Consider the following 15,089-nt stretch of genomic DNA (forward strand, 5'->3'; position numbering starts at 1 on the left):
ATGACCACCATTCATAGCCGCAAGACCGACGGACTCGACCTGTCTGCGCTCCGGGATCGCCTGGCCGGCCAGAACGGCACGCGCTACTGGCGGAGCCTGGAAGACCTGGCCGACACGGACGAGTTCCGCGCCTTCGTCGCCCGCGAGTTCCCCACGGGAGCCGATGAGTGGCACGACCTGGCGAGCCGCCGGACGTTTTTGAAGCTGATGGGTGCGTCGATCGCCCTGGCAGGCGTCAGCGGTTGTACGCATCGCCCGGCCGAGAAGATCGTCCCCTACGTCAAGCTCCCCGAGCAGCTCGTCCCGGGCAAGCCCCTCTACTACGCCACCGCCATCACCCGCGGTAGCGAGGCCGTCGGCGTCCTGGCCGAGAGCCACACCGGCCGGCCCACGATGGTCGAGGGGAACGAGAAGCACCCGGACAGCCTCGGAGGTATCGACACCTTCACCCAGGCGTCGATGCTCACCCTCTACGATCCCGACCGCTCTCAGGTCGTCCTCAAGCGGGACGGCATGATCAGCACCTGGGACAAGTTCCTCACCGAGGCCATCTCGACCCTCGACGCCCGCCGGGCCACCAAGGGCAAGGGCGTGAGGATCCTCACCGAGACGGTGAACTCGCCGAGCCTCAGCCGGCAGCTCCAGGCCTTCCTCGAGGACTTCCCCGAGGCGAAGTGGCATCAGTACGAGCCGGCGAACCGCGACGGTGTCCGCGCCGGGGCCAAGCTCGCCTTCGGCCAGGACGTCTCCACCCGCTACCACGTCGAGAAGGCCGACGTCATCCTCTCGATCGACGCCGACTTCTGCTCGACCGGCCCGGGGCACCTGCGGTACGCCCGCGAGTTCGGCAACCGTCGCGAGACGCTCGAGGCGATGAACCGCCTCTACGTCGTCGAGCCGACGCCGAGCGTCACCGGCACCGCCGCCGACCACCGGCTGCCGCTGGCCGACCACTCGCTCCCCGCCTTCGCCGCCCTGGTGGCCAAGGAAGTGGGCGTGAAGCTCTCGGGCGCCTCGGAGGAGACCCTCCCCGGCCCCGCCGCCGAATGGGCGAAGGTCGTCGCTCGCGACCTCGGCAAGAACCGGGGCAAGAGCCTCGTCATCGCCGGCGAGCACCAGCCGGCCACAGTCCACGCCCTGGTCCACGCGATCAACAAGGCGCTGGGCAACGTCGGCACGACCGTCACCTACAGCGACTCCGTCGAGTCCAGGCCCGTCGATCAGCTCGCGTCCCTCCGCGAGTTGGTCCACGACATGGAAGTCGGCGCGGTCGACGTGCTCTTCATCGTGGGCGGCAACCCCGCCTACAACACGCCGGTCGACCTCGCCTTCGGCGAGAAGCTGGCCAAGGTCGCCTTCAGCGTCCACCTCGGCCTCTACCACGACGAGACCGCCGCGCTCTGCCTCTGGCACCTGCCGGGCACGCACGAGCTCGAGGCCTGGGGCGACGTCCTGGCGTCCGACGGCTCGGCGACGATCCAGCAGCCCTTGATCGCCCCGCTCTACGACGGGCACTCGGCGATCGAGTTGGTCGCGGGCGTCCTCCGCAACACGACTCGCTCGGGCTACGAGATCGTCCGCGAGACCTGGACCCCCAAGGCCGGCGGCAAGGATTTCGAGACCTTCTGGCGGACCGCCGTCCACGACGGCGTCGTCGCCGGCTCGGCCCTGCCCGCCAAGGAAGTGACGCTCAAGGATGACCTCGCCGTCCCCCCGGCCCCCAAGGTGCCGCAAGGGGAAGAGCTCGAGATCATCTTCCGCCCCGACCTCACGATCGGCGATGGGCGCGTCTCCAACAACGGCTGGCTCCAGGAGCTGCCCAAGCCGCTCACCAAGCTGACCTGGGACAACGTCGCCCTGATCAGCCCGAAGATGGCCGAACGGCTCAAGGTGGCGACCGCCGACCTGATCGTCCTCGACTACCGAGGCCGCAAGGTCGAGGCCCCTGCCTGGATCATGCCCGGCCAGGCCGAAGGCACGATCACGGTCTTCCTCGGCTACGGCCGGACCCGAGCGGGGCGCGTCGGCACCGGCGTCGGCTACAACGCCTACAAGCTCCGCACGTCGGAGGCCCCCTGGTCCGACACCGGGCTCACGCTCAAGAAGGTGGGGCGCGTCTACGAGCTGGCGACGACCGAGTCGCACCGCTACGTCGAGACCCGCGCCCTGGCCAACGTCGAGCCGAGCAAGGCGGCGGAAGAGCGCGAGCTGATCCGCGTCGCCACCATCGCCGAGTATCGCAAGAACCCGAATTTCGCGACCGAGCATAAAGAAGAAGAGAATCCGAAGCCGAGCAACTCGCTCTTCACCGAGATCCAGGGCTCGACCAACCGGATCGATCGCGAGCGCGAGAACAAGGCTGAAGAGGATCACGACCACCCTCATCCCCATCCGCATGTGGAGAGCACTGCCCCGAAGCAGGCCTCCAAGGATGAGACGGGCGACCCCGGCTACGCCTGGGGTATGGCCATCAACCTGAATGTCTGCCTCGGGTGTAGCGCCTGCGTGGTCGCCTGCCAGGCCGAGAACAACATCCCGATCGTGGGCAAGGAGCAGGTCAGCGTCGGCCGCGAAATGCAGTGGATCGACATCGACCGCTACTACTACGGCGGGCTCGATAATCCGCAGACCTACCACCAGCCTCGTACGTGCATGCACTGCGAGAATGCCCCCTGCGAGGTCGTCTGCCCGGTCGCCGCGACCGTGCACGACGCGGAGGGGATCAACAACATGGTCTACAACCGCTGCGTCGGCACCCGGTACTGCGGCAACAATTGCCCGTACAAGGTCCGGCACTTCAACTTCTTCAACTACACGAAGGGGACGGCTCCGAGCCTGGAGATCCTCAACAACCCCGACGTGACCGTCCGTGCCCGCGGCGTCATGGAGAAGTGCACCTACTGCATCCAGCGCATCAACGCCGCGCGATACCCGGCCGAGATCGAGGGGCGCAAGATCCGGGACGGCGAGATCGTCACGGCCTGCCAGGCCGCCTGCCCGACTCGGGCGATCTCCTTCGGTGACATCAACGACCCGAACAGCAAGGTCTCTCGGGCCAAGGCCGACCCGAGGAGCTATGGGCTCCTCACCGAGTTGAACACCCACCCGCGAACGACCTACCTGGCCCGGCTGCGGAACCCGAACCCCGAGCTCGAGACGGAGCGGAAAGATGGCGTCTGAGTCCGCGAGGCAACTGAATTCGACCGGGGATCACGGCGAGCGCCTGCTCGGGCCGGGGCACAGCTATGCGTCGGTGACCGACAAGATCGGCTCGATCGTGCTGAACCACCCCAGGCCCCTCGGCTGGGCGGCCGGCTTCGCCATCTCCTTCGGCCTGATGATGCTCCTCCTGGCGTCGATCGCCTGGGTCTTGACCCAGGGCGTCGGCGTCTGGGGTATCCGACGCCCCAACATGTGGGGCTTCGACATCGTCAACTTCGTCTGGTGGGTCGGCATCGGCCACGCCGGCACCCTGATCTCGGCCGTCTTGCTCCTGCTCAAGCAGGAGTGGCGGACCTCGATCAACCGGTTCGCCGAGGCGATGACCCTCTTCGCCGTGGCTTGCGCCGGCCTCTTCCCGCTCTTACACATGGGCCGGCCCTGGTACTTCTACTGGCTGATGCCGTACCCGAATACGATGGCCCTCTGGCCCCAGTGGCGTAGCCCCTTGGTCTGGGACGTCTTCGCCGTCTCGACATACGCCACGGTCTCCCTCCTGTTCTGGTACGTCGGCCTGATCCCCGACCTCGCGACGCTCCGCGACCGCTCGAAGAACAAGCTCGCGAGGATCGCCTACGGCGTGCTGGCCCTCGGCTGGCGCGGCTCGGCGATCCACTGGCACCGGTACAAGACGGCCTACCTGCTCCTGGCCGGCCTGGCAACCCCGCTGGTCGTCTCGGTGCACTCGGTCGTGTCCCTCGACTTCTCGGGCGGCGTCATCCCCGGGTGGCACGCCACGATCTTCCCCCCCTACTTCGTCGCGGGTGCCATCTTCTCGGGCTTCGCGATGGTGATGACCCTGGCCATCCCCCTGAGGTACTTCTACGGCCTGGGCGACTTCATCACCAACAAGCACCTCGACAACATGTCCAAGGTGTTGCTCGCCACCGGCCTGATCGTGACGTACGGCTACGCCATGGAAGCCTTCATGGCCTGGTACAGCGCGAACAAGTATGAGTCGTTCCTGATGCACAACCGGGTCTTCGGCCCGTACGGCCACACGTACTGGCTCTTGATCCTCTGCAACTGCACCTCGATCCAGATCCTCTGGTTCAAGCCGGTGCGGACGAACGTCTGGATCTTGTTCCTGCTCTCGATCGTCGTGAACATCGGCATGTGGCTGGAACGCTACGTGATCGTCGTCTCCAGCCTCCACCGCGACTTCATCCCGGGGGCCTGGGGCATCTATCACGGGACGAAGTGGGACTACGCGACCTACTACGGGACGATTGGCCTCTTCATGACGTTGCTCTTCATCTTCATCCGCGTCTTGCCGGCGATCTCCATCGCCGAAATGCGGGAGATGGTGGCTGAGTCGCACGAACCGGCCGAGGACGGGGCTTCGCACGGGCCTTCGCACGACCTCGCGGCCTCCTCCGGATGATGATGGGGTGATCGAGCTATGGAAACCACGAAGACTACCGCACCGATCTTCGGCCTGATGGCCGAATACCGAGACCCGGACCTCCTCGTCGCCGCGGCCGAACGGGCCTACGAGGAAGGATACCGCAAGATGGACGCCTACGCCCCCTACCCCGTGGAAGGGCTGGCCGAGGCGATCGGATTCAAGCGCAACGCGCTCCCGCTGCTCGTCCTCACCGGCGGCATCACGGGGTGCCTGACCGGCCTGGCGATGATGGGCTACACGGCGGTCGTCGACTACCCGCTGAACGTGGGCGGTCGTCCCCTGTTCAGTTGGCCGTCGTTCATCCCGATCATGTTCGAGATGACGATCCTCTTCGCCTCGCTGACCGCGGTCTTCGGCATGCTCCTGCTGAACGGGTTGCCCATGCCGCATCACCCGGTCTTCAACGTCCGCAACTTCGCCCTGGCGTCGCGGAATCGTTTCTTCCTGTGCATCCAAGCGGACGACCCCAAGTTCGACCGCGAATCGACGAAACAGTTCCTCGAAGGCCTGGGGCCGAAGTTGGTCTCGGAAATCGAGGACGACCGTTGAGTCCAATCCGGAGGGTGGGGCTTACCCACCCGACCCCGGCCCTTGCAAGGGTCGGCGGGGGTGTCCACCTTTTGGAAGTCTCATGAGAGTATCGAGGATGCGAGTCCGGCCCGTGCTAAAGATCCCCAAAAACTCCCCGACCCGACCTCGTGCGTGGTGGCTGGTCGCCGGGCTCGTCCTGCTCGCCGGCTGCGCCGAGAATGAGATGGACAAGCAGCCGAAGATCCAGCGCCCCTACCAGGTGAGCAGCTTCTTCTCCGACGGGCGCTCGGCCCGCCCCCTGGTGGCCGGCACGGTGGCTCGCGGCCAGCTCCGGACCGACACGGCGTACTACGCCGGGAAGTCGGGCGAGCAGTTCATCGACGAGATCCCGCGCAAGGTCGACGCGAGCGTGCTCGCCTTCGGCCGCGAGCGATTCAACATCTACTGCGCCCCCTGCCATAGCCGGACCGGCGACGGCCAGGGCATGATCGTCAAACGAGGCTTTTCGCCTCCCCCCTCGCTCCACCTGGAGCGGCTTCGCGACGCCCCCGCGGGCCATTTTTATAACGTGATCACCAACGGCTACGGCGCCATGTACTCCTACGCCTCCCGCATCCCCGTGGACGACCGGTGGGCGATCGTCGCCTACATTCGCGCGCTGCAACTCAGCCAGAACGCTCGCATCGACGACGTCCCGGCCGAGAAACGTACGGAACTGGAGGCCGCCGCGCGATGAACGCCCACGCCACCGAGCATGCCCCCGCCGCGGTCGGACTGCCGCCGGGGTTCGAACACGCCAGGCACCTCGCCTGGAGGGTCGCCATCATCGGCGGCCTCGTCAGCCTGCTGCCGCTCGTCTTCAGCACCACGCGATTCGCCCAGTCGTACCTCGTGGCGTTCCTCTTCTGGTTCGGGATCTCGGCGGCCAGCCTGGGTGCCGTGCTGTTGAGCCACCTGGTCGGCGGCCTCTGGGGCTTCCTCATCCGCCGGCCCGCCGAGGCGGCCGCGAGGAACTTCCCGCTGCTGGTCCTCCTGTTCATCCCGATCGCCTTGACCCTTGGGTACCTCTACCCCTGGGCCAACTCGGATTACATGGAGCACCATCACCATGTCCAGCAGAAGGCGGCCTACCTCAACAAGACCTTCTGGCTGGGCCGGATGGCCTTCTACTTCCTGCTCTGGTCGGGCCTGACCGCCTTCCTCGTCCGCTTGGCGGACGCGCAGGACCGGACGACCGACCCGAAGCCGACCCGCACGCGGCAGTTCTTCAGCGGACCGGGCCTCGGTCTGTTCTTCCTGACGTTCACGTTCGCGGCGATGGACCTCGGCATGTCGCTCGAGCCCGACTGGTACTCGACGATCTACGGCGTGATGGTCCTGGTCGGCTCCGTGCTGGCGACCCTCTCGTTCATGGTGATCCTGACGTCGAAGTTGGCCGATCGCGAGCCCTTGAAGGAAGTCGCGACCAAGACCGGCTTCCACGACCTCGGCAACATGATGCTGGGGTTCACGATGCTCTGGGCGTACATGTCGTTCTCCCAGTACCTGATCACCTATAGCGGCAACCTCACCGAAGAAATCATCTGGTACCTGCACCGATCGGTCGGGATCTGGCGGGTCATCGCCGTCTGCCTCATCGTCTTCCACTTCTTCGTGCCGTTCTTCCTGCTCCTGTCGCGCGACCGCAAGCGCAACGCCCAGGCCCTCGCCAAGGTGGGCCTGGCGATCCTCGTGATGCGGTTCGTCGACCTGACCTGGCTGGTCGTGCCGTCGCAGGCGGTCACATCGACCGTCGAGTGGATCATGCTGCTGATCGCGCTCCCCGCCACGATGGCCGCCGTGGGCGGCGTCTGGCTGGGCTCGTTCCTCGGCAAGCTCGAGGCCAGGCCGCTATTGCCGAGCCGGAACGACCCGCTCTTGCTGGCCACGCTCGAGCACCACGAGCACAAGAACAAGCACACGGGGGGAGGACACTAACCGATGGGCCACTCCGATCACGCGACGCCGGCCGACGTCAACCTCGGACCCGGCTACGAAACTCGAGACGCCAACTCTCGCGCGATCTTTTACTTCGGGATCATGCTGGTCCTCTTCCTGGTCGCCGTGATCCTCGCCATGCTCGGTGTCTTCGACCAGATGGCCAAGGACACGGCCCCGAAGGAGAAGCACGCGATCTTCGAGGACGACATGTACAAGCAGCTCCGGCTCCTCCGCGAGTCGGAAGACAAGCGTCTCGAAAGCTACGACTGGGTCGACCGCAAATCCGGCGTCGTCCGCATCCCGATCGAACGTGCCTTCGAGCTGGCTCTCCAGCGCGGCCTCCCCAAGGGGAAAGGCCCGCAGACCGAGGTCCAGATCAATAGTCGCGAGACGAAATGAAATCCCTCTTGCCGCTGACAACCCTGATTCTGGCCCTCGGCGTGGCGGGCGATCTCCGCGCGCAAGAGGACTCGACGACCGGGATGATGAAGCGTGTCGGGTTCGACCAGAATCTGAACGCCCAGGTCCCGCTTGACCTCCCCTTGCGCAACGAGAAGGGCGACCTTATCAAGCTGGGGGACGTGCTCGGCAAGAAGCCGGCGATCCTGAACCTCGTCTACTACGAGTGCCCCATGCTCTGCAACGAGGTGCTGAACTCCCTCTTGCGGAGTCTGAATGCCCTCAGCTTCGACGTGGGCAAGGAATTTGACGTCATCACGGTGAGCATCGACCCCAAGGAGACCCACACGGCCGCCTCGCGCAAGAAGGCCCTGTACCTCTCGCGATACGGCCGGGAGGGGGCCGCCAAGGGGTGGCACTTCCTCACCGGCGAGGGGGACTCGGTCGCCCGGCTGGCCAAGATCGTGGGCTTCCGCTACGAGTACGACGCCAAGAGCGGCCAGTATGCCCACCCGGCCGGCGTGATGATCCTCACGCCGCAGGGCAAGCTCTCTCGCTACATCTACGGGATCAGCTACCCCGCGCGTGACCTCCGGCTCGGCCTGATGGACGCCGCGATGCAGAAGATCGGCTCGCCGATCGACCAGCTCCTCCTGCTCTGCTACCACTACGATCCCCGGACGGGGAAGTATAACCTGGCCGCCATGAACGTGATCCGCCTGCTGGGGGCGGCCACGGTCGGCAGCCTGGGAGCGTTCATGGGCCTGATGCTCCTGAGGGAACGTCGGAAGCCGGCCCTGGACGTCGTGTCCGACCTTCCGCCCCATTGATTCGATCCTTGTTGCAGGGGTCTCCGAGGAACCTGTCGAGATATGTGGGACTTTCCTCTATTTCCTGAAACAGCGACTGAGCTCGCCGGAAAAGTAGACGCGGTCTATTTCGGCGAGCTCGCCGTCTGCGTCGCGTTTACCGCTCTGATTTGCATCTTGATCCTCTTCTATGCGATCAAGTACCGCAAAGGATCGACCGCGAACCGCGAGAACGCGGTGACCCACCATCTCGTGCTCGAGATCGTGTGGATCGTGATCCCGCTGTTTATTTCGATGGGGATCTTCGCGGCGGCCACGATGGTCTACCTCGAGATGTTCCGCGCGCCTTCGAATGCCTCGGAGGTCTACATCCTCGGCCGCCAGTGGATGTGGCAGATCCAGCATCCGAACGGCAAGCGCGAGATCAACGAGTTGCACATCCCGATCGGCCAGCCGGTCAAGCTGATGATGACCTCGCAAGACGTGATCCACTCGTTCTACATCCCGGCCTTCCGCGCCAAGCAAGACGTGCTGCCGGGTCGGTATACGTCGATGTGGTTCCAGCCGAACAAGGCGGGCAAGTACCACCTGTTCTGCGCCGAGTATTGCGGGACCAGCCACTCGCAGATGATCGGTTCCATCTACGTGATGGAGCCGGCCGATTACGAACGCTGGCTCTCCAGCGGAACCCAGACGCAGACTTTGGCGACGTCGGGCTCGCAGCTCTTCAAGTCGTACGGCTGCTCGGGGTGCCACGGTCTGAATGCGACGGTGCGGGCACCGTTGCTCGAAGGTGTGTACGGCCATCCGGTCCCGCTCGAAGGGGGCTCCGTCGTCACCGCCGACGAGAAATACATCCGAGATTCGATCCTCCTGCCGATGTCGCAGGTCGTGGCCGGGTACAAGCCGGTCATGCCCACCTATCAGGGACGTATCAGCGAGGACGAGTTGCTCAAGATCATCGCCTACATCAAGGCGCTGGGCAGGAATGAGAGGTCCGGGCAATGAACGCGTATGGGGCGACCCCAGGCGAGGACCAGCCGAGTTATCTGACGGCCGGCCAGACCATCAAGTCTTGGTTATTGACGGTCGACCACAAGCGGATCGGCCTGCTGTATATGGTGTCGATCACCCTCTTCTTCTTCATCGGCGGCGCCGCGGCCACGATCCTGCGGCTCGAGCTGATGACCCCGAAGGGAGACGTGGTCCAGATCGACAGCTATAACAAAATGTTCACCGCGCACGGCGTGGTGATGGTCTTCTTCTTCCTGATCCCCTCGATCCCGGCCGTGCTGGGGAACTTCCTCGTCCCGCTCATGATCGGTGCGCGTGACCTGGCGTTCCCCAAGCTCAACCTGGCGAGCTGGTACATCTACATGCTCGGCGGGGCCTTCACCCTCTGGGCCCTGCTGAACGGCGGCGTGGACACGGGCTGGACCTTCTACACGCCGTATAGCAGCATGTTCTCGAACACGCAGGTGATGGCCGCCGCCGTCGGCGTCTTCATCGTCGGGTTCTCGTCGATCTTCACCGGCCTGAATTTTATCGTCACCATCCACAAGATGCGTGCCCCGGGGATGACCTGGCGCAAGCTCCCCTTGTTCGTCTGGGCGATGTACGCCACCAGCGTCATTCAGATCCTGGGGACGCCGGTGCTCGCCGTGACGATCGGCCTGGTCGGGCTCGAGCGGATCTGCGGCGTCGGCATCTTCGACCCCAAGCTGGGCGGCGACCCGATCCTCTTCCAGCACCTCTTCTGGTTCTACTCGCACCCGGCCGTCTACATCATGCTGCTGCCCTCGTTCGGGGTGATCAACGAGATCGTCCCGTGCTTCTCGAGGCGGCCGGTCTTCGGCTACAACGCCATGGCCACCGCCATGATGGGCATCGCCGTCCTCGGCTTCGTCGTCTGGGGGCACCACATGCTCGTCAGCGGCCAGTCGATGTACGCCGGCATGGTGTTCTCGGTGCTCAGCTACCTCGTGGCCATCCCCTCGGGCGTGAAGGTCTTCAACTGGACCGCCACGCTGTACAAGGGGTCCGTCTCGGGCGATACGCCGATGCTCTACGCCCTCGGCTTCATCGGCCTGTTCACGATCGGCGGCCTGACGGGCCTCGTTCTCGCCTCGCTGGCGGTCGACGTCCACGTCCACGACACCTACTTCGTCGTCGCCCACTTCCACTACATCATGGTCGGTGGCGCGGTGATGGCGTATCTCGGCGGCATCCACTTCTGGTGGCCGAAGATCACGGGCCGCATGTATCCCGAGATCTGGGGCAAGCTCGCCGCCCTGACGATCTTCATCGGGTTCAACCTGACGTTCTTCCCGCAGTTCGTGCTCGGGTACCTCGGCATGCCGAGGCGCTACTACGAGTACCCGCCGGAGTTCCAGGTCCTGAACGTGATGTCGACCGCCGGCGCATCGATCCTCGCCGTGGGCTACCTGCTCCCGTTGGGATATCTGCTTCTGTCCCTCTATACCGGTCCGGTCGCCAGTCGCAACCCCTGGAACGCGGCCGGCCTGGAATGGCAGCTCCCCTCGCCGCCGACCACGCATAACTTCGACGAGATTCCAGTGGCGGTGGAGCGACCCTACGATTACCCGCTTCGGGAGCACGAACGTGTCGATAGCTGAGCCGCACGTAGACCAGCACCATTCCCCGCACCTGGCTCACCACTTTGAAGACCTGGGCCAGCAGCACGATAGCGCGAACCTCGGGATGTGGACGTTCCTGGCCACCGAAGTCATGTTCTTCGGTGGTCTCATCGGGGCCTTCTGCGTCTACCGGTTCACCGACTCGGCGGCATTCGCGGCGGGGGCTCACCACCTCAGCGTCCTCTGGGGGACGATCAACACGGTCGTCCTGCTGACCAGCAGCCTCACGATGGCCCTCGCCATCCACGCTGGCCAGACGGGCGAGCCGAAGAAGCAGGTGCGCTTCCTCCTCCTCACGATGCTCATGGCCACCATGTTCCTCGGGATCAAGGCCAGCGAGTATTACGAGGATTACAAGGAACACCTCATCCCCGGCCCGTCGTTCAGCACGAGCCTTGAGCACCTGGGGCTGCCGGAGGGTACGTCCGAGCTCACGGTGAAGCACACGCAGATGTTCTTCGTCTTCTACTTCTTCATGACGGGCTTGCACGCCTTCCACATGGTCATCGGCCTGGGGGTCATGGCGTGGATGGTCTGGTTGGCCAGGAAGGGCAAGTTCACCAAGGAGTACTACACCCCGCTGGAGTGTACCGGACTCTACTGGCACTTCGTCGACCTGGTGTGGGTCTTCCTCTTCCCGCTCCTTTACCTCATCGACCTCCACAAATGAGCAAGAATACCGACCATACCGCGTTACATGACCATGTCTTGCCGTTGTCGACCTACTTCAAGGTCTACATCTGGCTGATGGTCTTCCTGCTCGTCACGGTGGGCGCGGCCTACGTCGACCTCGGCCCGCTCAATTTCTCGGTCTGCATGATCATCGCCACCATCAAAGGGGTGATGATCATGCTGATCTTCATGCACGTGAAGTACAGCAACAAGCTGGTCTGGGTCTTCGCCGGCGCGTCGTTCCTCTGGCTGATCCTCCTGATCGTCTTCAGCCTGAACGACTACTTCACTCGCGACATGCTCCACATCCCGGGCAAGTGACGCACGAAACCTCGTGCCGCCCGCGGGAGTAACGTAGGGTGGGTACGGCCCACCGATCTCCGTGGCCCTTCGGGGTCACTCCGGATCGGTCGGCGGTATCCACCCTGCGTCCGTTTTCGGGCCGGTCGATCGATCGGCGAACCGCGGAGTGGCGACGATGTCGAAGCTTTCGTTCCTGTCGACCAAACGCTCGAAGCGCTTGGGACTGCTCGCCCTCGTGGTCCTCGGATCTGCCCTCTGGATGCTGCGCGGGACCCTGGCGCACGCCACGGCCTTGCGTGTCTTCCAGATCCCGTCCGGCTCGATGGCCCCGACCTTGAAGGCCGGCGACCGCATCTTCGTCGACACGCTCCGCGACGCTACGCCCGCTCGCGGTGAACTCTGGCTCTTCACGGCGCCGGCCAGCTCCATCTTCGTCAAGCGGGTCATCGGTCTGCCCGGCGAAACGGTCGAGGTCGTTCGGGGCCAGGTCATGATCGACGGCAAGCCCCTGTCCGAGCCTTATCTCGCCAGTCCCGTGGCGTACGACATGCCCCCGCTCACGCTCAAGGCGGAGGAATACTTCATGCTGGGCGACTCCCGGGCCGCCAGCAACGACAGCCACATCTGGGGTCCTGTTCCCCTCAAGGAGTTCGTCGGCAGGGCCACCTACCGGTGTTGGCCTCCCGCCCGTGTCGGGGGCCTCCCCCTACCCACCGCCCTTTCAAAGCTCGTCCCGCTCCAACCGCCGCAAGGACGTTGAAGGCCAAGGCTTTCGCGTACCCGATCGATCAAAGCTCCTGGATCGAGTCGACCCGACTGGGATAGAAGGCGAGATAATCCTTGATCGCCGAGACGGCGTCATAGGGATGCTCATAGGTCCACACCGCATTTGTCGCGTTTGGCCCACCGCTGGGGATGCTGTAGTAGGCGCACTCTCCCTTGTAGGGGCAATACGTGGCATGGGCCGTGCGTTCCAGCAAGGCCATGTCGACATCCTTGCGCGGGATGTACTGCACCGGCGGGTAGGCCGCCTCGGCGAGCGTCAGCGCCTCGCGCGTGTCGGCGACCACTCGGCCACCGATCGAGACCACGACGCGGGACGGGTTCGGTCGGATCGCTATGGGATGGTCCGGTCCGGGAATTCTCCTAAGCAGCTGGACGTAGTTCTTTTTGATTTCTCGATCGGAGCCTCCGGCCATAGTTGTTGAAGCCGGCTTCGACGGCCTCCCTCAAACCGATCCGCGTCGTATAGCTCCGCTGAGGGATCTCCTGATGCTTGACCTGGCGGAAGACCGGCTCGATCCGGTTCAGCTCCGGCGAGTACGGCGGCAGGTAGTAAAGATAGATCCCGCGGTCGGCCAGGCCCTTGCGCGCCGCCCGCACCACCTTGCTGGTGTGGAAGCTGGCGTTGTCCAGGACCACCACGCGCGGGGCCCTCGACCACGGCAGGGCCTTGAGGAATCCCAGCAGGTCGTACGAGTCCCAAGTCCTCTCGGCGGTGAAGACGTCCAGGCGGGGGCACCGGCCGATGGGGCGATAGGCGGCCAGGGCGTTGACCCTGCGGCCTTGCGGGGCCTCATAACGGACGAACTTCCGCAGGCCCTCCAGGGCCCAGCTGTATCCCACCGGCAGCGTCGGCGAGAAGCCGCACTCGTCGAGGTAGTACAGCACGATCGAGCCGGACGCCGCCTTCGCCTTGAGGTTGGCCAGGACCTCGCGGGCTCGTCGGGCCTCGGCCGGGTCCTGCTTATGCCCGAGCGTGGTGGCGGTGCGGCGGTATCGGGCCTTCATCCGCTTCAGATGCCTGCGCACCTGACGCGGCCCGATCCCGATGCCGCGGGCGGCGAGGGCCTCGGCGAGCTGGCGGCTGGTCCAGGTCCGGTCCTCGGCCAGGAGGCCCTTCAACGCCGCGGCCACGCGCTCGCGCCGGGCTGCGTCGGGCGGCGGGCCGGTGCGGCGGGGGTAGAGCGCGTCGGTCCCCCGATCGAGGAAGTCCTTGAGCAGGTCGCGGACGGCCTGGCCGCAGCGGCCGAGGTGGGCGGCGATCCTTGGCGCCGACCACCCGGCGTCGGCGAGGGTGAGCATCTCGATGCGGTCGCGGACCTTGGGTGGCAACGCCTTGCGTCGCAGCGCCCGGAGCTCGTCGCGGGTGCGGTCTTCGAGGTGTATGCGGATCATAACGGAATTATAGGGAAACCGAGTCCACGTGCTTAGGTTTCTCGCTCATCGCGCCATGCTCCTATCCTCGGCGGGCCGTTCACGCTCATAGTCCAGGCTACGATCATACCGCGATCGCCAGGGGGATGCCGCCCCCGATTACTTCGCGGCTTTGGTTAGCTCGGGCTGGGATCTCGCCTCCTTGGGCTTGGGTTCGGCCTCGGGAGCTCCGGCGAAGAGGTCCGTGTCGGGATGCGCCTGTTTCCATTTCGCCCAGGTGGTTCGCTCATATTTATAGGTTGAGTATGGGATTTTCGCGGGGCGGGAGTCCTCCTTGACGGCATCGCCGGTGGACTGGACGTACTCGACGCCGTCGATGTCGACGACCATCTCGCCGTTGAGGAGGCCGGCCAGGTTGATCGGTAATGGCTTGTCCCCGGGTTCGCCGGTGAAGACGCGGCAGCAGTCGGTGATGTCACAATAAAGGACGGATAGCGGCCGATCGCCGAACTGGTCGTTGATGATATGCTGATCGATGCCACGAAGGACGCCGAGTTGATAGGCCCGGGCCTTGCCTTGGAACTCGACGCCGATCACCTCGGCCCCATCACGCAAGGACGCCTGGGCCGCCGGGACCTTGGGCGGGGTGACGACGCCCGGGCTCTCGTGCGGCCACCACGAATAGCCCGGGCCGAACGACTTCACGACCTCCGAGCCATGCTCATTGGCCTTGAGCGTGATTCGTTCGGATAGGTAAAAATAGGCGATGACGACGATCTCGATGCCGACGACTATGGCGACGACTCGAGCGGCGGGCGACCGAAACTTTCGGCCCAACGGGAGCGGAAGGGATTTCGCCAAGCGGAGGAAGTTCGGCACGGATGATCTCCGAAAGCTCTTACTTCAACCCGGCCCGGATGTAATTGAACGATTGAAAAAGCTTGGCCTGGAAGA

General features: G+C 64.8%; 15 protein-coding genes. 12 read left to right on the plus strand and 3 right to left on the minus strand.

Features of this window, described 5'->3' with window-relative positions:
* The 12 genes from ACOYYX_RS23640 (at window position 1) to lepB (ending at window position 12,738) form a co-directional block, all read left to right on the plus strand.
* Window positions 1–3,180: a TAT-variant-translocated molybdopterin oxidoreductase gene (locus tag ACOYYX_RS23640; RefSeq protein WP_422924298.1), complete on the plus strand. Its 3,180-nt coding sequence runs from the start codon at window positions 1–3 to the stop codon at window positions 3,178–3,180.
* A complete protein-coding gene (gene nrfD / locus ACOYYX_RS23645; RefSeq protein WP_422924300.1) occupies window positions 3,170–4,603 on the plus strand; it encodes an NrfD/PsrC family molybdoenzyme membrane anchor subunit in 1,434 nt (477 codons plus the stop codon). The genes ACOYYX_RS23640 and nrfD overlap by 11 nt, the downstream gene beginning before the upstream one ends.
* 18 nt (window positions 4,604–4,621) lie before the next feature.
* A complete protein-coding gene (locus ACOYYX_RS23650; protein ID WP_422924302.1) occupies window positions 4,622–5,176 on the plus strand; it encodes a DUF3341 domain-containing protein in 555 nt (184 codons plus the stop codon).
* Window positions 5,177–5,288: 112 nt separating this feature from the next.
* Window positions 5,289–5,894, plus strand: a complete 606-nt coding sequence (locus ACOYYX_RS23655; protein ID WP_422924304.1) for a c-type cytochrome — start codon at window positions 5,289–5,291, stop codon at window positions 5,892–5,894.
* Entirely contained in the window at window positions 5,891–7,135 is a 1,245-nt protein-coding gene (locus ACOYYX_RS23660; RefSeq protein WP_422924306.1) for a hypothetical protein, read from the plus strand. The genes ACOYYX_RS23655 and ACOYYX_RS23660 overlap by 4 nt, the downstream gene beginning before the upstream one ends.
* 3 nt (window positions 7,136–7,138) lie before the next feature.
* Window positions 7,139–7,537, plus strand: a complete 399-nt coding sequence (locus ACOYYX_RS23665) for a hypothetical protein (protein WP_422924308.1) — start codon at window positions 7,139–7,141, stop codon at window positions 7,535–7,537.
* Window positions 7,534–8,367 carry an SCO family protein gene (locus tag ACOYYX_RS23670; protein WP_422924310.1) on the plus strand — a complete coding sequence of 278 codons (834 nt, stop codon included), beginning with the start codon at window positions 7,534–7,536 and terminating at the stop codon, window positions 8,365–8,367. Before ACOYYX_RS23665 ends, ACOYYX_RS23670 begins: the two co-directional genes overlap by 4 nt.
* A 42-nt stretch (window positions 8,368–8,409) precedes the next feature.
* Window positions 8,410–9,354, plus strand: coding sequence for a cytochrome c oxidase subunit II (coxB, locus tag ACOYYX_RS23675; protein ID WP_422924312.1), 945 nt, complete (start codon window positions 8,410–8,412; stop codon window positions 9,352–9,354).
* On the plus strand, window positions 9,351–10,982 hold the full coding sequence (gene ctaD / locus ACOYYX_RS23680) for a cytochrome c oxidase subunit I (RefSeq protein ID WP_422924314.1): 1,632 nt from the start codon (window positions 9,351–9,353) through the stop codon (window positions 10,980–10,982). The genes coxB and ctaD overlap by 4 nt, the downstream gene beginning before the upstream one ends.
* Entirely contained in the window at window positions 10,969–11,673 is a 705-nt protein-coding gene (locus ACOYYX_RS23685) for a cytochrome c oxidase subunit 3 family protein (RefSeq protein WP_422924316.1), read from the plus strand. The genes ctaD and ACOYYX_RS23685 overlap by 14 nt, the downstream gene beginning before the upstream one ends.
* A complete protein-coding gene (locus ACOYYX_RS23690) occupies window positions 11,670–11,996 on the plus strand; it encodes a cytochrome C oxidase subunit IV family protein (RefSeq protein WP_422924317.1) in 327 nt (108 codons plus the stop codon). The genes ACOYYX_RS23685 and ACOYYX_RS23690 overlap by 4 nt, the downstream gene beginning before the upstream one ends.
* A 157-nt stretch (window positions 11,997–12,153) precedes the next feature.
* Window positions 12,154–12,738: a signal peptidase I gene (gene lepB, locus ACOYYX_RS23695; protein WP_422924319.1), complete on the plus strand. Its 585-nt coding sequence runs from the start codon at window positions 12,154–12,156 to the stop codon at window positions 12,736–12,738.
* A 28-nt stretch (window positions 12,739–12,766) separates the two neighbouring features.
* Here the strand turns inward: lepB and ACOYYX_RS23700 are convergent, their stop codons facing one another.
* From ACOYYX_RS23700 to ACOYYX_RS23710, 3 genes are all read right to left on the minus strand, one after another.
* Entirely contained in the window at window positions 12,767–13,177 is a 411-nt protein-coding gene (locus ACOYYX_RS23700; RefSeq protein ID WP_422924321.1) for a DUF427 domain-containing protein, read from the minus strand.
* Entirely contained in the window at window positions 13,125–14,156 is a 1,032-nt protein-coding gene (locus ACOYYX_RS23705; RefSeq protein WP_422924323.1) for an IS630 family transposase, read from the minus strand. The genes ACOYYX_RS23700 and ACOYYX_RS23705 overlap by 53 nt, the downstream gene beginning before the upstream one ends.
* Window positions 14,157–14,294: 138 nt before the next feature.
* Window positions 14,295–15,014 (minus strand): DUF3179 domain-containing (seleno)protein, encoded by a 720-nt coding sequence (locus ACOYYX_RS23710; RefSeq protein ID WP_422924325.1) that lies wholly within the window; start codon window positions 15,012–15,014, stop codon window positions 14,295–14,297.
* Window positions 15,015–15,089: the final 75 nt, after the last annotated feature.

This window comes from Singulisphaera chitinilytica (assembly GCF_049331405.1).
In the GTDB taxonomy this organism is placed as follows: Bacteria; Planctomycetota; Planctomycetia; order Isosphaerales; family Isosphaeraceae; genus PoT.

Bases quoted from the DNA above. Each gene is read 5' to 3' on its own strand.
- ACOYYX_RS23640 (WP_422924298.1), top strand. From the start codon at position 1: ATGACCACCATTCATAGCCGCAAGACCGACGGACTCGACCTGTCTGCG.
- nrfD (WP_422924300.1), top strand. From the start codon at position 3,170: ATGGCGTCTGAGTCCGCGAGGCAACTGAATTCGACCGGGGATCACGGC.
- ACOYYX_RS23650 (WP_422924302.1), top strand. From the start codon at position 4,622: ATGGAAACCACGAAGACTACCGCACCGATCTTCGGCCTGATGGCCGAA.
- ACOYYX_RS23660 (WP_422924306.1), top strand. From the start codon at position 5,891: ATGAACGCCCACGCCACCGAGCATGCCCCCGCCGCGGTCGGACTGCCG.
- ACOYYX_RS23665 (WP_422924308.1), top strand. From the start codon at position 7,139: ATGGGCCACTCCGATCACGCGACGCCGGCCGACGTCAACCTCGGACCC.
- ACOYYX_RS23670 (WP_422924310.1), top strand. From the start codon at position 7,534: ATGAAATCCCTCTTGCCGCTGACAACCCTGATTCTGGCCCTCGGCGTG.
- coxB (WP_422924312.1), top strand. From the start codon at position 8,410: ATGTGGGACTTTCCTCTATTTCCTGAAACAGCGACTGAGCTCGCCGGA.
- ctaD (WP_422924314.1), top strand. From the start codon at position 9,351: ATGAACGCGTATGGGGCGACCCCAGGCGAGGACCAGCCGAGTTATCTG.
- ACOYYX_RS23690 (WP_422924317.1), top strand. From the start codon at position 11,670: ATGAGCAAGAATACCGACCATACCGCGTTACATGACCATGTCTTGCCG.
- lepB (WP_422924319.1), top strand. From the start codon at position 12,154: ATGTCGAAGCTTTCGTTCCTGTCGACCAAACGCTCGAAGCGCTTGGGA.
- ACOYYX_RS23700 (WP_422924321.1), bottom strand. From the start codon at position 13,177: ATGGCCGGAGGCTCCGATCGAGAAATCAAAAAGAACTACGTCCAGCTG.
- ACOYYX_RS23705 (WP_422924323.1), bottom strand. From the start codon at position 14,156: ATGATCCGCATACACCTCGAAGACCGCACCCGCGACGAGCTCCGGGCG.